The organism is Mycolicibacterium mageritense, from assembly GCF_010727475.1.
In the GTDB taxonomy this organism is placed as follows: Bacteria; Actinomycetota; Actinomycetes; order Mycobacteriales; family Mycobacteriaceae; genus Mycobacterium; species Mycobacterium mageritense.
On record NZ_AP022567.1, the window covers coordinates 1,941,331 to 1,964,295 of the forward strand.

Genomic DNA, 22,965 nt, shown 5'->3' on the forward strand with positions numbered 1-22,965 from the left:
GTGTCTGTTGGGCGAAAGACGTCACCGGCCCTGGAACACCGCGTCCCGGCGTTCGACGAACGACTGCACGCCCTCGGCGGCGTCCGCGGTCGCGAACAGTTCGGTGACGGTGGGCCGCAGCCGGGCGATGGCCGCGGCGTCGCCCTGCGAATGTGCGGTGTGTGCCGAGGCCAGTGTGGCCTTGACTCCGAGCGGTGCGGCCCGGTCGGCGATCGTGTGCGCGATCGCGCGGGCCCTGGCGATCGCATTCTCACCGTCCGGCGCGATTTCCTGCACCAACCCGATCCGGTTGGCCTCGGCCGCGTCGAACTCGTCACCGGTGAGCAGCCAGCGCATCGCGTTGCCCCACCCCGTCAGCCGCGGCAGCCGCAGCGTCGCCCCGCCGAACGGGTAGATCCCCCGCAAAACCTCGATCTGGGCGAACCGAGTGTCCTGTGCGGCCACCCTGATGTCGGCGGCAAGCAACAACTCGATGCCCAGAGTCAGACACCGGCCCTGTGCCGCGGCCACGACGGGTTTGGTCCAGTCGCCGTCCAGGCGCCAGGGATCGCGGCCATCGGCGGGTACCGGCAGTTCGCCGGACGCGATCCGCGGTGCGACGTCCGCCAGGTCAAGGCCCGCCGTGAAATGGTCGCCGTGTGCGAACAGCACTCCGGCACGCAGGCTTTCGTCGGACTCCAGCAGCCCGTACGCGCGGGAGAGGTCGGTCAGCATCGCCATGTTGAAGGCGTTGCGCTTGTGCGGCCGGTTCAGGCCGATCATGAGTACGTACCCGTCCCGCTCCACCGAAACGGTTTCGAGGGTCAACCCGGTTGTGCTGGTCATACCCGGCAGTCAACTCCGGTTCACGCAATTATGCAACCCATCATAATTTGCTGCGGAGCGAAATTTATTTAGCAAACTAGTCACACTGGTGTTCACCTGCTATTATTGGAACCGCCAGCACACTGGTCGGCAATCCGTCACCAGGAGACGGTTGCCTCGGTTTTATGATCGATCGCATAGAAGGGCGGTGCACGATGTGGGTCATTGAACTCAACGTCGCCGGTCACCGATTCACGCACCGGGTTCGAACTCCGCACAGCCACGTACTGCCCATCAGCCCGCGCAGCCTGCTGCGTCGGCCGTCGCAGCTGCTGGAGCGCGTGGCATAACCCTTCGCTACGCTCGCCCCACCATGTCCAACCCCGTCAAGCCCCGCAACAAACGCGGCTCGACCCGCACCCGCATGCTGGTCAGCGCGGTCGAAGTGTTGCGTGAGCGCGGCGCCGCCGGTGTCACGATCGACGAGGTTCTGACCCGAAGCGGCGCTCCGCGCGGTTCGGTGTACCACCACTTCCCCGGTGGCCGTCATCAGATCCTGACCGAGGCACTGCTGTTCGCCGGGGACTCGATCGGCAGCCTGATCGACGAGAGCGCACAGGACGGCGGCCTGGCGCTGGTTCGCAGGTTCGTCACGTTCTGGGAGAACCTGCTGGCAGATAGCGACTACACCGCAGGCTGCCCCGTGGTCGCCGCGGCGATCGGTGCCGCCGACGAACCTCAGCTCAGCAGCATCGCCGGCGACATCTTCGGGCGCTGGCGCGAATCCCTGGGCCGGGCATTCGCCGCCGACGGCTTCGAGGAATCCGACGCGCAGTCCCTCGCCGTCATGTGCATCTCCGCGCTCGAAGGTGCGGTCGTGTTGTGCCGGTCCTCGCGCAGCACCAACGCTTTGCGCGAAGTCGCGCTGCAGCTCGAATTCCTCATCAAGTCACGTGAATTCGTGCTGCGCAACGGTGTACCGCGAGTCGGGCGCCGGCCCTAGGCGGCCGGTTTGGTCCAACGGGCACACACGAAATCGCCGTTGACCGCGGATTCGGTCAGCGCCCACTCCGAGCGCAACGGCAGCACCGGTGCGCCTCCGCCCAGTGTGCACGGCGCATAGCTCACGATCATCTCGTCGATCAGGCCTTCCGTCACGAATTGTGCGGCCACCTCACCACCGCCCACGATCCAGACGTCCTTACCCGCTGCCGCCGCGACGAGTTGGCGATGCAATTCCGGTACGGCTCCGGCGAAGACCTGGACGGGATGTTCGGGCAGCACGATGCCCGGCCGATGGGTGAGCACCCACGTCGGCTGGTCGTACATCCACTCACCTGGGTGATTCTTGACGATCCACTCATAGGTGGCCGCGCCCATCGCAAGCGCCCCAATGGTTTTGATGAACTCGTCATACCCGAACGGGCCGTCGGCGTCGATGGCACGCGTGATCAGCCAGTCGAGGCTTCCCTCGGTGTCGACGATGAAGCCGTCGAGGCTCGATGCGGTGTAGTAGACGGTTGACACTGCTCAGTCCCTCCTCATCCATTCCAGGGGATCTCCCTGATCGGTTTCGATGCCATGGCGCGCCAACATGGCGCGGACCAGTCCCCTGCGGTGCGCCGAGTACGTGAGAACATGCGCGACGATGCCGTACAGCTGAAAGGACTCCGGTGGATCACAGAGCGCGTCGATCACCGTGTCGGCGAGCCTGCCCGCGGCCGAGTACTCGGAAATCACCGTGGTCCAACGCTTTCCGATCTCATCGTGGTGCGCCGCCAGTTCCGCGGCGGTGGCCGCGAGCTCGCGCTCCGGGAAATCCCGGCCTTCGATGGTGGCCAGCCACACCTGTTTGGTCCACACGATCGCGCTGAGCACCGCAGCCACGCTGGGTTCCGGACCATCCCAGGACAACACCACCTGGCCGGGTGAAACCTCCTGGGACCATTGGCTTTGCGTGAGCTGCCGGGCCTGCTCGATGAGATAGGCGGTGTCGGCGACGTCGTGCACAAGCATGAACTGTGCGATATCGGGGCCACCGCCGGAACTCGACCCGTCGACCCACAAGGAGTGCGGCGGGTGGAAATGCACGCCGTTCGGCGCGGGCAGCCGGAATGCGACGTCACCCGCACGAGACGGTGGCACGCCGAACCCGCGCCGGAAAGCCCGGGAAAACACTTCGGCGGACGACCACCCCTCGGCAGCAGCCACCTCGGCGACGCCCTCACCGTGCTGTAACCGCCAGGCCGCCCGTTCGAGCATGACGCGTCGCCGCAACGCCGCGGGCGGCTCGCCGGTCAACCGGCGTACCTCGCGCGAGAAGTGGAATTCCGATGCGTAACTGCTGCGGGCCATTTCGCCGACACCGTTGTTGTCCTCGTCGACGACGGCGTCGAGCAGCTCCCGTAGTCGGTCCCGGCCGTTCGGTTGGTCGCTCACATCCACCGAGTATGGTCGGCGACCGCGCGCAGGCACATGACTTTTCTTGCTGCGCTCAGGTGTCGAGCACCGCGGCGACGCGCGCTTCGACGTCGACGTCGGCGAGGTCTGCCAGGTTGATGCCGAACCTTTCGGTCAGCGCGTCGAGCACCTGCGCCGCGGTGTCGAAGCGAACCCGTTCGGTCCCACCCCGGCGGTGGATCGCCAGGTTGCGGCCTCGCAGATTGAAGCGGGCCTCGTCGGTGATCAGGGCCGCGGTCAGCCCGGTCACGAATATCCCGCCGGGATGCGTTGACACATACCAACTTCCGACTTCGAGGTCGATGCGGGGTTGCGGACGCGTGCTGAATCGGTACAACGGCAGCCACTGGTCGCGAATCTGAGCCTGCAGCACCAACCCGTCCTCGTGATCGAGGAGCCGGTACGGCTCGTGCCGCGTCTCCTGCACAGGGCCGGCCTCCAGCCGGATCGGCGACGACAGCGTCTGCCCACCGAAACCGACGTCCACCAGATACCGCCCGTCGACGCCGGGAATCGTCACGCCGAGCACGTTGTGCGTCTGCGCCGGCAACGGGGCACCGGGCTCCTGCATCCACACCACGCGCCCGGCGAACCGCTCGACCCCGAAACCGACCTGCTCGAGCACATACCCGAGCAGCCCGTTGTGCTCGTAGCAATACCCGCCACGCCGCCGGGCAACGAGCTTGTCGGACAGTGCGGCGGCACCGAGATCGGCGACCGGGATGCCCAGCAGCGGATCCAGGTTCTCGAACGGGATCGACCGGCCGTGCGCTGTCACGATGCCCTGCAGAGTGGCCAGGTCCGGTTGTGCCGGACCCTGATAGCCGATCCGGTTGAAGTATGCCGCGAGGTCGAGTGCGCCCATGACTGCCAATGATGCTTCCTCAACAGCGGTTCAGGTCAAACCGGAGGACACTGGCGTCATGGCAGCGCATCTCACCGAGCGACTGCGGGAGGATCTGCTCGCCCGCTGGTCGGAATCTCACCGCAAGCACCACAACGTCGCGCATCTGCACGAGATGTTGGATGCGATCCAGGCGCTGGCCGACGACGGTCTGCACTTCGACCGCGAGGCCGTCGAGTTGGCCGCCTGGTTCCACGACGCCATCTACGACATCGGCCGCGACGACAACGAGGACCGTTCGGCCGAGCTGGCGCGCGAGCTCCTGTCCACTTCCCCGGTGCGTGACGAGGTGGCCCGGCTCGTGCTGGCCACCAAGACCCACAAGGTCTCGGCGGGCGACATCAACGGGGCCGTGCTCAGCGATGCCGACCTTTCGGTGCTCGGCGCACCCGCGGCCCGCTACCAGCGCTACGCGGCCGCGGTGCGCGAGGAGTACCACGCGATCCCCGACGACGTGTTCAAACCGGCCCGGGCGCGTGTGCTCGCCGAGCTGCTCGACGGGGCGATGTTCCACACCGGGCCCGGGCGCGACCGTTGGGAGGATCAGGCGCGCCGCAACGTCGCAACCGAGATCGAGGCGCTGACCAGCTGAGCCGCACGCGCTCGATATGGCCTGACCTGCAGTTTTGGCCTGGCGAAGGCTGGTTACCCAAAGGGACAGGTGCCGGATCCGGAAGCGAATGGGTTTTTACCCCGCGACCTGGGTACCATATTGAAACTAGAACACGTTCCAATTTACTCCAGGGGGAACCCGTGGCCTCGACCGACATCGACCCGTCCGAAATCACCAAGTGGGATCCGGGCCTGACCGAGAAGGTCATGGGCTGGCTGCGGCCGCTCACCAAGGGCTACCACCGCTCGGAGGTCCGCGGCCTGGAGAACTTCCCGCACGGCGGCGCGCTGGTGGTGTCGAACCACTCGGGCGGGCTGTTCGCGATGGACGTGCCGGTGTTCGCGACGGGGTTCTACGAGAAGTTCGGCTACGAGCGGCCCGTGTACACCCTCAGCCACGACATGCTGATGACCGGACCGACCGCGGCGTTCTTCAAGAAGACCGGCTTCATCCGGGCCAACCACGAGAACGCCGACGAGGCGCTGCGCTCGGGCGGTGTCGTGGTGGTGTTCCCCGGCGGTGACTACGACGTGTACCGGCCTACCTTCAGTGCCAACAAGATCGACTTCGGCGGGCGGACCGGCTATGTGAAGGCCGCGATCAACGCCGGCGTGCCGATCGTTCCGATGGTCGGCATCGGTGGCCAGGAGGCTCAGCTGTTCCTGTCCCGCGGCACGGGTGTCGCCAAGGCGCTGGGACCGATCGCACGCCTGGCCCGCACCAAGATCGTGCCCGTGTCGTTCGGCTTCCCGTTCGGACTGTCGGCCGTGCTGCCGCTCAACGTGCCACTGCCGACCAAGATCGTGATGGAGACGCTGCCGCCGATCGACATCGCTGCGGAGTTCGGTGAGGATCCCGACATCGACGAGGTCGACACGCACGTCCGCCGCGTCATGCAGCGGGCCATCGACAAGCTCGCCGAGGAACGCCGCTTCCCGGTGATCGGCTGATCCGGGGTGGGGCCGCTCGACCGCCTGGCCGGTGCCGCCGGCCTGGTCAACACCATGCGCCGGTCCGGGTTGATCACCGTGTTACGCCCGGACAAGTACGTGCGGATCGCCGCCGCGATGGCCCGCGAGAACATGAGCGTCACATCGGGTTTCGCGAGCGCGGCTCAGCGCTGCCCGGACCGCGCGGGGCTCGTCGACGAGCGGGGCACCCTGACGTGGCGGCAGCTCGACGAGCGGGCAGACGCGCTGGCCGCGGCCCTGCAGGCGTTGCCGTCGGGTGCACCGCAGGTCGTGGGCATCATGGCCCGCAATCACCGGGGCTTCGTGCTGTCGCTGATCGCGGCCAACCGCATCGGCGCCGATGTGCTGCTGCTGAACACGTCGTTCGCTGGGCCGGCCCTGGCCGAGGTGGTCACCCGCGAAGAGGTCGACGCCGTCATCTACGACGAGGAGTTCAGCGAGACGGTGGACCGCGCATTGGTCGACCGACCCGGCGCCGCAAGGATTCTGGCCTGGACCAACTCGAACGTGCACGAGACCACGGTCGACCGGCTCGTCGACGAGTTCGAGCGCAAGCAGCCGCGGCGCGCCGGCGGCAAGAGCCGGGTGATCCTGCTGACGTCGGGCACCACGGGAACTCCCAAGGGCGCCAAGCACTCCGGTGGCGGACCTGACGTGCTCAAGTCGATCCTCGACCGCACCCCGTGGCGTGCAGAAGAACCCGTGGTGATCGTGGCACCCATGTTCCATGCCTGGGGCTTCTCGCAACTGGCGTTCGCCGCGTCGATGGCGTGCACGATCATCACGCGACGCAAGTTCGACCCCGAGGCCACGCTCGAACTCATCGACCGGCACCGGGCCACGGGCCTGTGCGTGGTGCCGGTGATGTTCGACCGCATCATGGATCTGCCCGACAACGTGCTGCGGCGCTATGACGGGCGCTCGTTGCGGTTCGCCGCGGCGTCCGGCTCACGGATGCGGCCCGACGTGGTGATCAAGTTCATGGACCGGTTCGGCGATGTCATCTACAACAACTACAACGCGACCGAGGCAGGCATGATCGCCACCGCCACCCCGGCCGACCTGCGCGCCGCGCCGGACACCGCGGGTAAACCCGCCGAGGGCACCGATATTCGGATTCTCGACAACGACTTCAACGAGCTTCCGACCGGCGAGGTCGGCACCATCTACGTGCGCAACTCGACGCAGTTCGACGGGTACACCTCGGGCACCACCAAAGACTTTCACGACGGCTACATGTGTTCGGGCGACGTGGGTTATCTCGATGCGGCCGGCCGGCTGTTCGTGGTCGGCCGAGACGACGAGATGATCGTGTCGGGCGGTGAAAACGTGTACCCCATCGAGGTGGAGAAGGTACTCGCCGGCCATCCCGATGTCGCAGAGGCCGCGGTGCTCGGCGTGGACGACGAACAGTTCGGCCAGCGGCTGGCCGGTTTCGTGGTGCTCGCCAATCCCGTGACGCCCGACGAGCTCAAGGCCTATGTCCGCGAAAACCTCGCCAATTACAAAGTGCCACGGGAGATCACAGTGCTCGATGAGCTACCCCGCAACAGCACGGGCAAGATCGCCCGCCGCGACCTGCAGGATCTTGCCAATGGGTAAGCGCGAACCGCTCCTGGCCGCGCTCGCCGAGCTGGCCAACGCAGCCAACGCGGTCAGGCCTCTCGTCCGTAAAGGAAACGCGACGGTGCTCGCGTTCGCCTACGGCTGGCCCACGTCCGAGAACGCGCCGCTGGTGACGACCGTTTCCGTGCTCGATGCGCTGAGGCGTGCGGTGCGCGGCGACTACCGGACCGCCGGAGGACGAATCTCCCTGTTGGTCAAGATGTTCTCGTGGGCCCTGCTGGTGCTGGTGCACCGGCGCGGCGTGCAGTCCCGGCCGTATTTCGAGGAACCGCTGCGTGAGGCACTCGGCCCGGACTACCGCGACGTGGCCCGGGCCGGCAGGCCGAGAGGGGTGTTCGCCACGTCGCAGATCCGCCGCCGCTACGTCGAGAAAACCGTGCGCTACGGCCCGCACGCGGCCAATCTCGCGGACATCTGGCGACGCGCCGACCTGCCCCGGGACGGCAAGGCCCCGGTGTTGCTTCAGGTTCCCGGCGGGGCGTGGATGATCGGGATGCGCAGGCCACAGGGATATCCGCTGATGAGCCAGCTCGCCGAAAAGGGCTGGATCTGTGTGTCGATCGGCTACCGCGTCAGTCCGAAGCACCCGTGGCCGGATCACATCGTCGACGTCAAGCAGGCCCTGGCATGGGTGAAGGCCAACATCGCCGAGTACGGCGGCGACCCGGACACCGTGTGCATCACCGGCGGATCGGCAGGCGGACACCTCGCCGCCCTGGCGGCATTGACGCCCAACGACCCGAAATGGCAGCCCGGATTCGAAGACGCGGATACGTCGGTGGTTGCGGCCGTGCCGGTCTACGGACGCTACGACTGGTTCAGCCGAACCGGCAACGGCCGCAGCCAGTTCGTCGATGCCCTGCAACGGATCATCGTCAAGCTACCGTTCACCGGCAACGAGCAGCTGTACCACGACGCTTCGCCGATCTCGCTCGTGCATCCCGACGCGCCACCGTTCTTCGTGCTGCACGGCACCAACGACTCGCTGATCCCGGTGCAGGAAGGCCGCGACTTCGTGGCGGCGCTTCGCGAGGTCGCGACGGCACCGGTGGTCTACGCCGAGATCCCGCACGCCCAGCACGCATTCGACGTCTTCGGCTCACCACACGGGCATTACACCGCCGACGCGGTCGAGAAGTTCTTGGACTGGGTACGCGCGAAACAGCTGACGTTGACGAGCGTCGGGTCAGGCGCCGACGGTCAGTCCGGCGTAATCGGGTAGCTCGATTCCGTTGATCACCTTGAACATTCCGCGCAGCATGAGCTTCTTGCCGGGCAGGTAGGGCAGCGCGCGGAGTATCTGGTTCTGCAGCCACAGCTCGAACCGGTTGTCGGCCGCGAACCGTTTGATGTTGTCGCGGCCCATCTTCTGGTTGGCCGCAACCCAGGGCCGCATGCGGCGCTCGTACGCGGTGAACGCCGCGCGATGGTCACCCCTGGCGGCCGCCAGCTCGCCGGCCAGGATGTAGGCGCCGACGACCGCGAGGCTCGTGCCCTGGCCCGAGCTCGGTGACGAGCAGAACGCTGCGTCACCGAGCAGCACCACCCGGCCACGGGACCAGGTGTCCATCTCGACCTGACTCGACGAGTCGAAGTAGAAGTCGTCGGCACCGTCCAGCTTTTCCAGCAGCCAGGGCACCTCCCACCCCACGTGGGAAAGCTCTTGTCGCAGCATGGCTTTCTGACCGGCTGTGTCGCGATAGTCGTAGTCGGCCCTGGTTCCAGGAATCGACACGGTGGCCATGGCGGCCTGGTTGTCTCGGACACTGCGCAAGGTCGCGCTGCACTTGGGCTCGCTGTAGACGAGCATCCAGTTGTCCAGGTCGAGCCGGTTGGGCACCGTGAAGAAGGCGCCGAGCCGGCCGAGATCGCGCAGGAACTCCGACTCCGGCCCGAACACGAGGGCCCGGACGCCGGAGTGCAATCCGTCGGCGCCGACGACGATGTCGAATGTCCTTACGGCACCGGAGGCAAACGTCACTTCGACGCACTCGCCGGTCTCGTGAATCGCAGTGATCTGGTCGCCGAAGAGATATTCGACCTCGCCCTCAGTTGCCCGGTAGAACACCTCGGAGATGTCGCCACGCAGAATCTCGATCTCGGCGATCAGACCGTCCCCGCCGAGCATGTCCGCACGCATCTCACCGATCCGCTTGTTGTTGCGGTCGACGATCGACATCCCTCTGGTGTTGGTCCGCGCCGCGCGCACCTGCGCCTCGAGGCCCATCCTGCGCACCGCCTCTTTGGAGACGCCCCTCAGGTCAACAGCCTGGCCGCCGGGCCGCAGCGCGGGTGCCCGTTCGACGACGGTCACCGCGAATCCGTAGCGGCGCAGGCAATGCGCCAGCGCCGGCCCGGCGATGCTTGCCCCGGAGATCAGCACGTTGGTGACCATGGCGGTAACGGTACAGACGTGTAAGACAATTGTGCAAGACATTTGTGTCAGGAACTGCGCTAGCTTGTGACCATGGGAAATCGCGAAGCGTTGCTGGCCGGGGCGTTGGCGTGCATCTACGAAAAGGGCTATGCCCGCACGACGGCGCGTGACGTCGCCACCGCGGCCGGCACGAGCCTCGCGGCCATCGGCTACCACTTCGGCACCACGCAGGAACTGCTCAACCAGGCGGTGTACGCCACAGTGGAGCGTTGGGGCGACGAAATGCAGGAGCGGATCAAGGCCGGCGCAAGCCCGGATCGCGGTTACCTGGACCGGCTCACGGCCATCATCGACGACACCATCGGCTCGATCCGCGACGACCGGCCGGTGTGGGAGTCGACTCTCGACATGCTGGCCCAGATCAAGCACGTGCCCGAGATCCACGCGATGCTGCGCACCGGAATACACCAGGCCCGCACCGGCAATGTCGCGATGTTCGACGCCGTCGACGAGGACACCGTCGACGCCCACCAGGAGCGCACGCTCGGCGCGTTCTATTACTGCCTGATCATCGGACTCGTCGTGCAATGGCTCATCGATCCCGACACCGCGCCGCGCGGGGAGGACATCGCCGAGGCGCTGCGCACGATCGCAGCGAAGGTCGACCGGTAACTCGCCGGCAACCTACAGTTGGTGATCATGGTCCACCTGGATCGACTTGACGCGGATCTGATCGGTCTGCTGGAACGCAACGGGCGCATGGGCGTCGCCGAGTTGGCGTCGTCGCTCGGCGTCGCGCGCAACACGATTCAATCCCGGTTGCGCCGGCTGGAGGAATCAGGCCTGCTACGCGGCTTCCGTCCCGACATCGACCTGGATGCCGCCGGCGTCGCAGTGCAGGCGTTCATCGCGCTGGAGGTCGAGCAGGGCCGCCTGCTGAAGATCGCCGAACTGCTCACGGCCATGCCCGAGATCCTGGAGATCCACGTCACCACGGGCCGCGAGGATCTCCTTGCGCGGGTGGCGACGGAATCGCAGGCCGGGCTGCAACAACTCATCGAGCACATCGTCAGCATTCCCGGCGTCGTGCATTCGGCCACCACGCTGACCCTCACCACGCCCTTGCTCTACCGCATAGAACCGTTGTTGGACAAGCTGACTCGCAGCCGAGGCTGGGGCAGGTCGACACCCGCGCCGAAGGATTGACGGTCCCGATGCGCGACGCTCTGGAATCGCTGGCCGCAAAGCTGCCCGCCGGCGCAGTGATCACCGACCCCGACGTGGTCGAGGCATATCGGCACGATGCGGCGGCGCATCCGGGCGCCGGATCGCCGCTGGCGGTGGTGCGCGCCACGAGCACCGCCGACGTCCAGCAGGTGCTGCGCTGGGCCGGCGCGCACAGGGTCGCGGTGGTGCCACGCGGTGCGGGTTCCGGACTTTCCGGCGGTGCCGACGCGATCGACGACGCCGTGGTGCTCTCGACCGAACGGATGCGCGACATCCGGATCGACGTCGAAACCCGCACCGCGGTGGTGCAGCCCGGGCTGACCAACTCCGAAGTGAAGGCCGCCGCGGCCGAACACGACCTGTGGTACCCGCCTGATCCGGCGTCGATCGACATCTCCTCGATCGGCGGCAACGCCGCCACCAACGCAGGTGGCCTGTGCTGCGTGAAATACGGTGTCACAGGCGATTACGTGCTCGGCTTGGAGGTGGTGCTGGCCGACGGAACGGCCGTGCGCCTCGGCGGGCCCCGACTCAAGGACGTCGCCGGGCTGTCGTTGACCAAGCTGTTCATCGGTTCGGAAGGCATCCTCGGCGTCATCACCGAGCTCACCCTGCGCCTCATCCCGGCCCAGCCAGCGGCCTCCACAGTGGTGGCGGTGTTCGACTCGGTCGAGGACGCCGCGAACGCGGTCGTGGCCATCACCGGGACCATCCGGCCGGCGATGCTGGAGTTCATGGACCACGCGAGCATCAACGCGGTGGAAGATCATGTGCGCATGGGTCTGAACCGCTCGGCTCGCGCCATGCTGCTCGCGCAGTCCGACGCGCCGGGCGCCGCGGCCGCCGAAGTGGCGACCATGATCGCCGAATGCGAGAAATGCGGTGCGACAGAGGTGTTCGCTACCGACGATCCGGCGGAAGGCCAGGCGTTCACGGCCGCACGGCGCGCGGTGTTCCCGGCCGTGGAACGCCTCGGCAGCCTGCTGCTGGAAGACGTCGGGGTGCCGATTCCGCAGCTGCCCGCGATGATCACCGGCGTCGAGGCCATCGCCGCGGACTGCGACGTGCTGATCTGCGTGGTGGCCCACGCCGGCGACGGCAACACCCATCCCGTCATCGTGTTCGACCCGCACGATCCCGACGCCGCCGAGCGCGCCCACGTGGCGTTCGCCCGCATCATGGAGCTCGCGATCGCGCTCGGCGGCACCATCACCGGCGAGCACGGCGTGGGCCGGCTCAAGCGCGACTGGCTGCCCGATCAGCTGGGTGACGACGTGATGGCGCTGACCCGCCGCATCAAGGATGCGCTCGACCCGCTCGGCATCCTCAATCCTGGAGCGGTGCTGCGCTGAGCAAAACGGTCAACTGCGGGGTGTGACGGGGCGCACAGATTGACCATATCGCTCAGTTGCGAGCCTTCATATTGACCATAATGTTGCGCTGCATAATCGTTGTGACGTGACCCAACTCGATGATCGCCCAAGGGTTTCGGTAAATCTGGCCGCCCGGTACCGCGTGGACTCCGGCCCGATCGTGATGACCGGTGTCCAGGCCGTCGCACGCCAGATCGTCGAACAACACGAACGTGATCGACGCGCGGGCCACCGTGTGGCGACGTTCATCTCCGGGTATCCGGGCAGCCCGCTGGCCGGGCTGGACAAGCTGCTGGCGGGGATCGACTCGCTGGCCTCCGAGCACGAGGTCCGGCTGGTTCCCGGCATGAACGAGGAGCTCGCGGCCACGTCCGTGTGGGGCAGCCAGCTCGACGTGCCGGGCACCACACGCACACACGACGGCGTCGTGGGCATGTGGTACGGCAAGGGCCCCGGCCTGGACCGGGCCACCGACGCGCTGCGCCACTTGACGGTCTACGGCGTGCATCCCGACGGCGGCGTGCTGGTCCTGGTGGGTGACGACCCGGCGGCGAAGTCGTCGACCGTGCCCGCCGCCAGCGAGCGGTCCCTGGCCGCGATGAACATGCCGATCCTGTTCCCGCGCAACGCCGAAGAGATCATCGCGTTCGGCCTGTACGGCGTAGCGCTGTCCCGGGCCTCCGGATGCCCGGTGTCGATGAAGCTCAATGCCGATGTGGCAGATGGGGTCTGGACCCTCGACCGGAATTTCACCGACCTCGCGATCACGGTTCCCGAACTCGACTGGCAGGGCAGGCGCTGGAGCTACCGGCAGCGGGCGATGGCTTCTCCGCCCGAGAGCGTGCTGGCCGAGGCCGACCTGTACGGCCCACGCTGGGCCATGGTGCAGGCCTTCAACGCCGCCAATCCGCTCGACCGCATCGAGGTCAACCCGCAGCAAGCCTGGCTCGGCATCGTCGCAGTCGGTACGGCCTACGACTCCGTCCGTCAAGCACTGACCGAACTCGGCCTGTCCGACGACGACCTCCTTCGGCACGGCATCCGCATCCTGCGCGTCGGTATGCCGTACCCCGTCGACACCGACCGGATCCGGACGCTGGCCCACGGCACCGAGACCGTGCTGGTGGTCGAGGACAAGACCCCGTTCGTGGAAACGCAAGTGGTGCAGGCACTGTACGGCGGTGACCAGCGACCGGACGTGCTCGGGAAGTACGACGGCTCACGCCCGCTCATCCCCGCCGACGGAGAGTTGACCGCGGCGCGTCTGCTCACACCGCTCTACCGTGTGCTGCGGTCGCGGGTTCCGGTGCAGTCGCCCCCTCCGCCGCGGCTCGAGTTGACGCCGCTGAGCACGCCGCGTACCCCGTTCTTCTGCTCGGGTTGCCCGCACAACCGCTCGACCGTGGTGCCCGAGGGCTCGCTGGCGGCTGGCGGCATCGGCTGCCACACCCTGGTGACGATGTCGCCGCGCGCCGAATCCGCGGTCACCGGGCTGACGCAGATGGGTGGCGAAGGCGCACAGTGGATCGGCCAGGCCCCGTTCACCGACGTCAAGCACATCTTCCAGAACGTCGGTGACGGAACCTATTTCCACTCCGGGCAATTGGCGATCCAGGCCTGCGTGGCCGCCGGGGTCAACATCACCTACAAGCTGCTGTACAACTCCGCGGTCGCGATGACCGGTGCCCAGGACGCCCAGGGCGCGTTGAGCGTTCCCGAGCTCACCCACAAGCTGGCCACCGAGGGCGTCCGCCAGATCGTGGTGTGCTCCGACGACCCGACGCGCCACACCGTGGACAGCCTGGCCGCGGGAACCCTGCTGTGGCACCGTGATCGGCTCGACGAGGCCCAGCGCATGCTGCGCGACGTCGAAGGCGTCACGGTGTTGATCTACGACCAGCAGTGCGCGGCCGACGCGCGCCGTCAGCGCAAACGCGGCCAGCTCCCGGTGCGCCGCACCCGCGTCATCATCAACGAGGCCGTGTGTGAGGGCTGCGGTGACTGCGGCGTCAAGAGCAACTGCCTGTCGGTGCAGCCCGTACAGACCGAGTTCGGCCGCAAGACCCGCATCGACCAGACCAGCTGCAACACCGACTACAGCTGCCTCGACGGCGACTGCCCGTCGTTCGTCACGGTCGAACTGGCCGACGACGCCACGGATTCGGCTCGGCCCGTGCCGGCTCCACCGGCCGTGCCTGCCCCTGTGGTAGGTGCGCCGTCGACGTGCAACGTGTTCCTCGCCGGGATCGGTGGCACGGGCATCGTGACGGTCAACCAGGTGCTCGGCGTGGCCGGGCTGCGGGCGGGGCTGTACGTCCAGGGCCTCGACCAGATCGGCCTGAGCCAGAAGGCCGGCCCCGTCACGTCACATCTGCGGCTGAGCCGCGAAGCCGCAGACTCGTCCAACCGGGTGAGCCCGGGCACCGCAGACTGCCTGCTCGCGTTCGACCTGTTGACCGCGGCCGACACCAAGAACCTCGGCTACGCGCACGCGGACCGCACGGTCGCGGTGGCGTCCACCAGCCGCACCGCCACGGGCGCGATGGTGTGCGGTACCGATGTCGAATATCCCGAGGATCGCGAACTGCTCGACCGGCTGGAGCCAATGACGCGGCAGCTCATGAGCTTCGACGCGCTCGCGACTTCCGAGGCGCTGTTCGGCACGACCGCGCCCGCGAACTTCATGCTGGTCGGCGCCGCCTACCAGCTCGGTGCGCTGCCGATCCCCGCCGACGCGATCGAGGCGGCCATCGAGCTCAACGGTGTTGCGGTGGAGGCGAATCTGGCCGCATTCGGCTGGGGCCGGGTCGCGGTCGCGGCGCCGGACCGCTTCGCCGAGGCGCTGGGTCCGACAGCCGGCCCGACCGCGCGGACCATCCCCGACCTTCCCGACGACCTCGCGGCTTCAATCACGTTAGGCGAACCGGTGCGAGCTGTGGCCATGCGCCGGGCCGCTGAGCTGATCGGCTATCAGGGCCGCAGCGCCGCGACCAGCTATCTCGAAGTGGTTCAGGCGGTTTGGGAGGCCGAGCGTAGGCTCGGCGACCGCACCGAGTTCAGCCAGGCCGTCGCCGAAGGCCTGTTCAAGCTCATGGCCTACAAGGACGAGTACGAGGTGGCGCGCCTGCTGACCGATCCGGCCTTCGCGGCTTCGGTGCAGTCGACCTTCGCAGGTTCGACCGGGATGAGCTACAACCTGCACCCGCCCGCACTGCGGTCCCTGGGCCGCACCAAGAAGCTGCGTTTCGGACCCCGCAGTCATACCGTGTTGCGCGGGCTCGCCAAGGCGAAGTTCTTGCGCGGCACGGTATTCGATCCGTTCGGCCACACCGCGCTGCGCAAGGCCGAGCGTGCGCTCGTCGCGCACTATCGGACCATGGTGCTCACCGCGGCAAGCCGGCTCACCACTGAGCACTACGAAACCGCGACGCAGGCCGCCGCGGCGCCGGACCTGGTCCGGGGCTACGAGTCGGTCAAGATCGGCAATATCGCCCGGTACCAGGATCGCTTGCGGGAGCTGGGTTTCGAACCTCCGGAACTGGATCTCTGACCAACCACCGCGAGCGAGCGCGTCTGTTGGTGCGCTCAACTTTGCGGTCGGTCGGACGGTCGGTCCTGGCGTGGTTGGGCACTCCTAGGACGACAATGTCACCACAAAGACGGCCTGAACTTTCACCAATGTCCTGAGGCATCGCACTTGCGAGAGGCCGTTACGTCGCGTAAGATCGAACATATGTTCGAATAGAAGCTCTCCCCCGGAAGGCACGCGAGAGCTTCGCCCGCGCCACGTTACTGCTGGCTCGATGGTTCTGGGGATGCTCGGGACTGTCGGCGCCGTGTGTTTGTCGTACCGCACGCTGATGTGTGCGACTGTTGTTGAAAGCCTGGGTATCTGTGATGGACGCTCGGTATCTGGACACCGTCATCAATGAGCTGATTGATGAGCTCACCCCGTCGCCTGAACCTGAGGATGGCGCGGATCGCCGGCTGTGTCATCTGTTGGACAGTCCGCGTCGGGTGGTGGATGACGGGCCGTTGTTGGCGGTGTTGGCGGCCGCGGTGACGTTGGGCAACCTGTGTGACTATGTGATCGCCCAGGCGGTCGCGGCCGCTGAGCGTGCCGGGATTCCGACGCGTAAGCGGTTGCGGTCGGGGGCGCAGGTGTTGACCGCGCTGGGGGTGGCGCCCGCGGCGGCGTATCGGGCTGTGCGGGTGGGGCGCGCTGCGCAGGGTCTGCCCGCGTTGACCCGGCAGCAGCGTCTCGGGGCAGTGGGGATCGAGTTCGCTGATGCGGTCGGTAAAGGCGTCGCACACGTGGGTGCCCGGGTGGCGTTGTCCGATGAGGAACGGGCACAGGTGGTGCGCACGCTGATGATTCAGACCACGCCGGCAGGGGTGGATACGAAGGCCCGCGAGATCGCGATCGCCCACACCGCAGCCCAAGGCGAGGGGGCAGAGCCGGGGGTGGCGGTCGCGGAAAACACTGACCTCAACGAGATGACCCTGACCCAGAACGACGAAGGACGAGTCAACGCCACCCTGGATCTGGATGCACTCACCGGGGAAGAACTGTTCGCCGCACTGGACCCGTTGTGCCGACCGGTCCCACTGCCCGACGGGTCACCCGATCCCCGCTCGACGCAGCAGCGTCGCGCCGATGCGTTCGGACAACTGGTCCGTACCTACCTGTCCGGTTCGCGGCGCCCCACCTCCGGCGGAGTCCTCCCGCACGTCACCCTGATCCGGCCCGCGACCGCCGCAATGACGCCCACGGACGTAGGGGTGTTCGGTGCCGGGCACGTGGTGGACATGCTGGGGTTCACCGGGCCGATCAGCACCTCCACCGCCGACCTCGCCTCGTGCGACAGCACCACGGGAACCGTGCTGGTTGATCCCGACGGTGCACCGCTGGATGTGGGGCGCAGTGAGCGGTTATTCCCGCCGCACATTCGCAAAGCGTTGGCGATCCGTGACCAGGGATGTGCCTTCCCCGGCTGCGGCAGACCCGTGTCCTGGTGCGATGCCCACCACATAAACCCATGGGGCACAGGAGGAGCCACCTGTGTCGACAACGGCGTGCTGTTCTGCCGGTGTCACCACACCATGATCCACCACAGCGACTGGCAGGTCTATCTCGGCGCTGATCGCCACCCCTGGTTCATCCCACCGTATGACCGGGCTGGGCCCGAACCGCCACACCTGCGGTCACACGCCCGACGCACCCTGACCTCGATGCCCACCGCCGCATAACCACCAACCCACTAACGCACCTTGACAACTCCACAGCGAAAAGCCGCCGCACACGTGGCGGGTCCGGCGGACACCGCGCCGCCGAACCCGCCACGGTCGAACGGGTGCGGCACACTAGTCGGCCAGCGCAGCATCCACGGCGGCCGGGCCCAGCACGTGGTCGAGTGCGGTGGTCGCGCAACCGACCATGCTGGAGCGCTCCTGATGGATCGACGGCACGATCTGCAACGTGCGGGTGGCCAGGGCGGTGGCGTTGCCGTACAAGCTCTCTCGCAGACCCGCGACGAACACGTCATAAGCGCCGACCATGTCGCCGGCGACCACGAGCACCGCCGGGTTGAGCAGGTTGACGGCAGCCGCGAGGACTTCGCCGATGTGGCGTCCACTGTCCCGGATCATGCGCCGCGCCTCGGCATCTCCACTGTGCGCGAGCGCGACGACGTCACGCAGGTGGCTCACCGGGCGGCCGGCTTGCTGCAGATCGCGGACCAGTGCCCAGCCGCCGGCGACCGCTTCCAAGCAACCCGTGTCGCCGCACCGGCACGGCACTCCGGCCGCGGCGGGAGTCTTGCTGTGACCGAATTCGCCTGCCGCCTGAACGGCGCCGCGCTGCAATTGACCACCCATGACGATCCCGGCGCCCAGACCGGTCGATGCCTTGACCACCAGCATGTCGTCGAATTCGCCTAAGCCACCGCGCCTTTCGGCCAGCGCGATGACATTGGCGTCGTTGTCCATGAGCACGGGCGCGTCGGTGAGGCTCCGGAAGTACGGCGTCAGCGGCACGCCGTCCCAGCCACTCATGTTCGGTGAGTCCAGGCTGGCACCGGCCTGCTGATCGACCGTGCCGGGCAGGCTCAGCCCCACGCCGAAGATTCGGGCGCCACGGCGGCCGGCATCGTCGAGCAGAGCGTCGAGCCGCTTGACGAGGTCGGGCATGAGCTCGCCGGGACCGATGCCGGGCTCTTGGTCGACGTCCGTGGTGGCCAGGATGTCGCCGCCGAGGTTGCACAACGCGAGCTGCGTGCGGCTGCGTCCGATGGCGGCCGCGAACACCACGCCCGCGTCGACGTTGAACATCAATTGCGCGGCCGGGCGCCCGCCCGTCGACGCGGCCTGCTCGGGCTCGATGACGAGTCCGAGCGCTTCGAGCGCGGCCACCCGAGCGGTCACAGCGGTCCGCGACAGGCCGGTAATCCGACCGATCTCGGCGCGGGTCACGGCGTGACGATCCCTGATCACCGCAAAGACTTCGCCGGCGGTAGGAGGTACCGCGGGAAGTGCCATGACCTCCATTGAAGCAACACGACCGATTGCAGAGCAAACGTAAGCCTCGCCTCATTAGGTACTCCAAATGCTTAAGTCGGTTTGCGAAAGCCCTAAGCCGTGGGTACGTTGCTTACTGAACCGATCAAGCTCCATTGAGGAGGATCAGTGATGCGAACACCGCGACCCGTTGACCCGTGCGACTTCGTGATCTTCGGCGGCACCGGCGACCTGGCGGTCCGCAAGCTGCTGCCAGCCCTGTACCTACGTGACCGTGACGGCCAGTTGACCGAGGGCACCCGAATCATCGGGGTGGCCAAAGCGGGGCTCGACGAGCCCGGCTATCGCGACAAGATCCAGGCCGAGCTGGCCAGATTCGTCCCCGCCGAGCTGCTCGACGCCGAAATCGTCGAGCGCTTTCTGGCCCGGCTGCGATTCGTCAGCATCGACCTGACCGAACCGTCCGACTACGCGGCCGTCGCCGACCTGCTGGCGTCCTCGACCGTCGAGATCCGGGTCTTCTACCTGGCGTGCGCTCCCGCACTCTTCGGCCCGATCTGCGCCGCGCTCGGTGCGCACAATCTGGCGACCGAAACCTCGCGGGTCGTGCTGGAAAAGCCGATCGGCCGCGACCTGGCCTCGGCGCGCGAGATCAACGACGCCGTTGGCTCCGTCTTCGACGAGCACCAGATCTTCCGGATCGACCACTACCTCGGCAAGGAAAGCGTGCAGAACCTGCTCGTCACGAGGTTCGCCAACACCTTGCTCGAACCGCTGTGGAACTCCAGCCGCATCGACCACGTCCAGATCACCGCGGCCGAATCGCTCGGCGTCGGCAGCCGCGGCGACTACTACGACCGCTCCGGTGCGCTGCGGGACATGCTGCAGAACCACCTGCTGCAGGTGCTGTGCCTGGTGGCGATGGAACCCCCGACGCACGTCAACCGCGAGTCGGTGCGCGACGAGAAGCGCAAGGTTTTGCAGGCCCTGGCCCCACTGTCGGCCGACGACATCAAGCGCGACACCGTGACGGGCCAGTACGGTCCCGGCCTGGTCAACGGCGAAGTCGTCGGCAGCTATTGCCAGGACTGCGAGAACCCGGACAGCCGCACCGAGACCTTCGTCGCGGTCAAGGCGGAGGTCAGGAACTGGCGCTGGGCCGGGGTTCCGTTCTATCTGCGCACCGGAAAGCGCATGTCGCAACGGTTCTCGGAGATCGTCGTCCAGTTCAAACCCGTTCCGTTGCCGATGTTCCCGGGCATCGAGGGGGCCTCCGAACCGAACCGGCTGATCATCTCACTGCAACCCGACGAGGAGATCCGCCTCGAGATGACGGCGAAAGAGCCGGGCTCGGGCGGGCGGCTGCGGCCGGTTTCCCTCGCGCTCAACTACACCGAGGCCTTCCAGGACCGCTCCCCCGACGCCTACGAACGGCTGCTCATGGACGTCGTGCGCGGAGATCCGACGCTGTTCATGCGCCGTGACGAGGTCGAGGCGGCGTGGGCCTGGGCCGAGCCGATCCTGCACCACTGGCACGACTCCGGCCGCGTGCCGCGTACCTACCCCGCAGGCACCGATGGACCCGTTGATGCGGCCACGCTCATCGAGCGCGACGGCCGCCGCTGGCACGAAGGAGCGGCATGACCACCCTCAATTCCGTTGTCGCGCAAGTGACGCACCGGATCATCGACCGCAGTGCCACAACCCGCGGCGCATACCGGGACCGCATGGCCGCTGAGACACAACGCGGCCCGGCCCGCGGCCGGCTCGCCTGCGCCAACCTGGCCCACGGCTTTGCCGCCGCGGAGGCACCCGACAAGGAAGCCCTGCGCCGAATCGTCAAACCCAACATCGCGATCGTGTCGTCGTATAACGACATGCTCTCGGCGCACAAGCCTTTCGAGGACTACCCGGCCCAGCTCAAGGCGGCGGCACTGGGCGCCGGCGCCATCGCACAGTTCGCCGGCGGCGTGCCCGCGATGTGCGACGGCATCACGCAGGGGCGGGCGGGAATGCAGCTGTCGCTGTTCTCGCGCGACGTCATCGCCATGTCGACGGCAATCGCCTTGTCCCACGACATGTTCGACGCTGCCCTGCTGCTCGGGGTGTGCGACAAGATCGTGCCCGGCATGTTGATCGGGGCCCTGAGCTTCGGGCATCTGCCCGCCATCTTCGTGCCCGCCGGCCCGATGACGTCCGGCCTGCCCAACGGTGAAAAGGCCAGGGTCCGACAGCTTTACGCCGAGGGCAAGGTGGACCGCGAGGCGCTGCTCGACGCCGAGGCCGCGTCGTACCACGGCAGGGGGACGTGCACGTTCTACGGCACCGCGAACTCAAACCAGTTGTTGATGGAGGCCATGGGTCTGCATCTGCCCGGCTCCAGCCTGGTCAGTCCCGACACCCCGCTGCGCGACGCGCTGACCGCCGCGGCGGGCAAGCGGGTCGGCGCGCTGACGGCGCTTGGCGACGAGTACACGCCGATCGGTGAAGTGGTCGACGAGCGTGCCGTCGTCAACGGGGCCGTCGCGCTGCTGGCCACCGGCGGCTCCACCAACCACACCATGCACCTGGTCGCGATTGCCCGCGCCGCAGGAATCATCTTGACCTGGAACGACATTGCCGAGCTGTCGGCCGTCGTTCCGCTGCTGGCCCGGATCTACCCCAACGGCAAGGCCGACGTCAACCACTTCCAGGCAGCGGGTGGCATGGGTTTCCTGATCGGCTCCCTGCTCGATGCCGGTCTGATGCACGACGATGTCCGCACGGTCGCCGGATACGGATTGCGGCTGTACACCAACGAACCTCGCCTGACCGACGGATCGCTGCACTGGACCCGAGGCGTGCGCGAGAGCCTCGACACATCCGTGCTGCGCGGTGTGAAAGACCCGTTCGCCCCCGATGGCGGGCTCAAGACACTGACCGGCAATCTCGGCACGAGCGTCATCAAGACGTCGGCGGTCGACGCCCCGCATCGCACCGTGACCGCACCGGCTCTGGTGTTCGACAGCCAGGAGGAGTTCCTGGAGGCGTTCGGCTCGGGTGCGCTCGACCGCGATTTCATCGGCGTGGTGCGCTATCAGGGCCCGCAAGGTCTCGGCATGCCCGAGTTGCACAAGCTGACGCCCGCGATGGGCGTGCTGCAGGACCGCGGGTACAAGGTCGCGCTGGTGACCGACGGCCGCATGTCCGGTGCGTCGGGCAAGGTTCCGGCCGCCATTCACCTGACTCCGGAGGCGGCCGCCGGAGGCCCCATCGGCCGACTGCGCGACGGCGACGTGATCACGCTCGACGCCACGACCGGCACACTTTCGGTGGATGTTGTCGCCGAGGAATTCGACTCCCGCCCGCACACCGGGCAGGCCCCGTCCGCCGACGAATGGATCGGTACCGGCCGGGAACTCTTTGCGAGCATGCGTGCCGGCGTCGGTCCCGCCGACGAGGGCGCCACGATCTTCAGGAGCGCTGTATGAATCTGCTCGACGTAGTTCCCGTCATCCCGGTGGTCGTGGTGCACAACGCCGCTGACGCGGTGCCGATCGCCAAGGCGCTCGTCGACGGCGGCCTGCCGGTGATCGAGTTGACGCTGCGTACACCCGCCGCGCTCGAGGCCATCAAACGCATCGCCAACGAGGTACCCGAGATCTTCGTCGGCGCAGGCACAGTCGTCGACACGCATCAACCGCAGCAGGCCGTGGCCAACGGAGCACAGTTCCTGGTGTCGCCGGGCAGTACGCCCGCGCTGCGAGGAGCCATGCGCGACAGTGGATTACCGCATCTGCCTGGCGTCTCCACGGTGTCGGAGGTGCTCAAGCTCCTGGAGTACGGCTACTCCGAGATGAAGTTCTTCCCGGCCGAACCGGCTGGGGGCGCGCCGTTCCTGCGCGCCATCCACTCACCCGTTCCGGCCGCCCGCTTCTGCCCCACCGGTGGCATCACACCGGCCAACATGGGCGACTACCTCGCGAGCCCCAACGTGGGATGCGTCGGCGGCAGCTGGCTGACACCGGCCGACGTCGTGGCCCGCCAGGACTGGGCCACCATCACGCACCTGGCGCGTACGGCGCGTGAGCTCGCGAACGTGACCGACTGAGGTA

General features: G+C 67.3%; 20 protein-coding genes. 14 read left to right on the forward strand and 6 right to left on the reverse strand.

The window, feature by feature from the left end; translation table 11 throughout:
* Positions 1-21: 21 nt before the first annotated feature.
* Entirely contained in the window at positions 22-825 is an 804-nt protein-coding gene (locus G6N67_RS09320) for a crotonase/enoyl-CoA hydratase family protein (RefSeq protein WP_036432712.1), read from the reverse strand.
* Positions 826-1,019: 194 nt separating this feature from the next.
* Here G6N67_RS09320 and G6N67_RS39485 point away from each other — a divergent pair, with 194 nt between their 5' ends.
* Both G6N67_RS39485 and G6N67_RS09325 read left to right on the forward strand, forming a co-directional pair.
* Positions 1,020-1,154: a hypothetical protein gene (locus G6N67_RS39485; protein WP_268951271.1), complete on the forward strand. Its 135-nt coding sequence runs from the start codon at positions 1,020-1,022 to the stop codon at positions 1,152-1,154.
* A gap of 23 nt (positions 1,155-1,177) precedes the next feature.
* Positions 1,178-1,807 carry a TetR/AcrR family transcriptional regulator gene (locus G6N67_RS09325; RefSeq protein ID WP_036432711.1) on the forward strand — a complete coding sequence of 210 codons (630 nt, stop codon included), beginning with the start codon at positions 1,178-1,180 and terminating at the stop codon, positions 1,805-1,807.
* On the opposite strand, the gene G6N67_RS09330 is transcribed toward G6N67_RS09325, so the two are convergent.
* From G6N67_RS09330 to G6N67_RS09340, 3 genes are read right to left on the reverse strand one after another with little or no spacing between them, the layout of a single operon-like run.
* On the reverse strand, positions 1,804-2,331 hold the full coding sequence (locus tag G6N67_RS09330) for a dihydrofolate reductase family protein (protein WP_036432710.1): 528 nt from the start codon (positions 2,329-2,331) through the stop codon (positions 1,804-1,806). The genes G6N67_RS09325 and G6N67_RS09330 overlap by 4 nt on opposite strands.
* Before the next feature lie 3 nt (positions 2,332-2,334).
* Positions 2,335-3,249, reverse strand: a complete 915-nt coding sequence (locus G6N67_RS09335; protein WP_036432708.1) for a helix-turn-helix transcriptional regulator — start codon at positions 3,247-3,249, stop codon at positions 2,335-2,337.
* Positions 3,250-3,298: 49 nt separating this feature from the next.
* Positions 3,299-4,129, reverse strand: coding sequence for an arylamine N-acetyltransferase family protein (locus G6N67_RS09340; protein ID WP_036432706.1), 831 nt, complete (start codon positions 4,127-4,129; stop codon positions 3,299-3,301).
* 58 nt (positions 4,130-4,187) lie between these two features.
* On the opposite strand from G6N67_RS09340, the gene G6N67_RS09345 reads away from it, so the two are divergent.
* The 4 genes from G6N67_RS09345 to G6N67_RS09360 all read left to right on the forward strand — a co-directional run bounded on the left by G6N67_RS09345 (position 4,188) and on the right by G6N67_RS09360 (position 8,600).
* Complete coding sequence (locus tag G6N67_RS09345) at positions 4,188-4,760, forward strand: HD domain-containing protein (protein ID WP_036432704.1); 573 nt, start codon at positions 4,188-4,190, stop codon at positions 4,758-4,760.
* Between the two features lie 161 nt (positions 4,761-4,921).
* The gene (locus G6N67_RS09350; RefSeq protein ID WP_036432702.1) at positions 4,922-5,731 is read left to right on the forward strand and encodes a 1-acyl-sn-glycerol-3-phosphate acyltransferase; all 810 of its coding nucleotides are present in this window, start codon (positions 4,922-4,924) and stop codon (positions 5,729-5,731) included.
* A gap of 54 nt (positions 5,732-5,785) precedes the next feature.
* Positions 5,786-7,354: an acyl-CoA ligase FadD12 gene (gene fadD12 / locus G6N67_RS09355; protein WP_230021319.1), complete on the forward strand. Its 1,569-nt coding sequence runs from the start codon at positions 5,786-5,788 to the stop codon at positions 7,352-7,354.
* Complete coding sequence (locus tag G6N67_RS09360; protein ID WP_051578704.1) at positions 7,347-8,600, forward strand: alpha/beta hydrolase; 1,254 nt, start codon at positions 7,347-7,349, stop codon at positions 8,598-8,600. The genes fadD12 and G6N67_RS09360 overlap by 8 nt, the downstream gene beginning before the upstream one ends.
* Here the strand turns inward: G6N67_RS09360 and G6N67_RS09365 are convergent.
* On the reverse strand, positions 8,565-9,773 hold the full coding sequence (locus G6N67_RS09365; protein ID WP_036432698.1) for an FAD-dependent monooxygenase: 1,209 nt from the start codon (positions 9,771-9,773) through the stop codon (positions 8,565-8,567). The two genes, G6N67_RS09360 and G6N67_RS09365, sit on opposite strands and share 36 nt — an antisense overlap.
* A gap of 72 nt (positions 9,774-9,845) precedes the next feature.
* On the opposite strand from G6N67_RS09365, the gene G6N67_RS09370 reads away from it, so the two are divergent.
* The 5 genes from G6N67_RS09370 to G6N67_RS09390 all read left to right on the forward strand — a co-directional run bounded on the left by G6N67_RS09370 (position 9,846) and on the right by G6N67_RS09390 (position 17,605).
* Positions 9,846-10,427: a TetR/AcrR family transcriptional regulator gene (locus G6N67_RS09370; protein WP_036432696.1), complete on the forward strand. Its 582-nt coding sequence runs from the start codon at positions 9,846-9,848 to the stop codon at positions 10,425-10,427.
* A 27-nt stretch (positions 10,428-10,454) separates the two neighbouring features.
* On the forward strand, positions 10,455-10,961 hold the full coding sequence (locus G6N67_RS09375; RefSeq protein ID WP_036435521.1) for an Lrp/AsnC family transcriptional regulator: 507 nt from the start codon (positions 10,455-10,457) through the stop codon (positions 10,959-10,961).
* 8 nt (positions 10,962-10,969) lie between these two features.
* Positions 10,970-12,334 (forward strand): FAD-binding oxidoreductase, encoded by a 1,365-nt coding sequence (locus G6N67_RS09380; protein ID WP_036432694.1) that lies wholly within the window; start codon positions 10,970-10,972, stop codon positions 12,332-12,334.
* A gap of 106 nt (positions 12,335-12,440) precedes the next feature.
* Positions 12,441-15,905, forward strand: coding sequence for an indolepyruvate ferredoxin oxidoreductase family protein (locus tag G6N67_RS09385; RefSeq protein ID WP_036432691.1), 3,465 nt, complete (start codon positions 12,441-12,443; stop codon positions 15,903-15,905).
* Positions 15,906-16,252: 347 nt separating this feature from the next.
* Positions 16,253-17,605 (forward strand): HNH endonuclease signature motif containing protein, encoded by a 1,353-nt coding sequence (locus tag G6N67_RS09390; RefSeq protein WP_163642158.1) that lies wholly within the window; start codon positions 16,253-16,255, stop codon positions 17,603-17,605.
* Positions 17,606-17,719: 114 nt separating this feature from the next.
* Here G6N67_RS09390 and G6N67_RS09395 read toward each other — a convergent pair whose 3' ends face one another.
* Positions 17,720-18,901, reverse strand: a complete 1,182-nt coding sequence (locus G6N67_RS09395) for an ROK family transcriptional regulator (protein ID WP_110798409.1) — start codon at positions 18,899-18,901, stop codon at positions 17,720-17,722.
* 141 nt (positions 18,902-19,042) lie between these two features.
* Between G6N67_RS09395 and zwf the strand changes: the two genes are divergently transcribed.
* Genes zwf through eda form a run of 3 tightly spaced genes read left to right on the forward strand, consistent with a single transcriptional unit; the run spans position 19,043 to position 22,961 of the window.
* Positions 19,043-20,515 carry a glucose-6-phosphate dehydrogenase gene (zwf, locus tag G6N67_RS09400; protein ID WP_036432688.1) on the forward strand — a complete coding sequence of 491 codons (1,473 nt, stop codon included), beginning with the start codon at positions 19,043-19,045 and terminating at the stop codon, positions 20,513-20,515.
* Positions 20,512-22,341, forward strand: coding sequence for a phosphogluconate dehydratase (gene edd, locus G6N67_RS09405; RefSeq protein ID WP_036432686.1), 1,830 nt, complete (start codon positions 20,512-20,514; stop codon positions 22,339-22,341). Before zwf ends, edd begins: the two co-directional genes overlap by 4 nt.
* A complete protein-coding gene (eda, locus tag G6N67_RS09410; RefSeq protein WP_036432683.1) occupies positions 22,338-22,961 on the forward strand; it encodes a bifunctional 4-hydroxy-2-oxoglutarate aldolase/2-dehydro-3-deoxy-phosphogluconate aldolase in 624 nt (207 codons plus the stop codon). Before edd ends, eda begins: the two co-directional genes overlap by 4 nt.
* Positions 22,962-22,965: the final 4 nt, after the last annotated feature.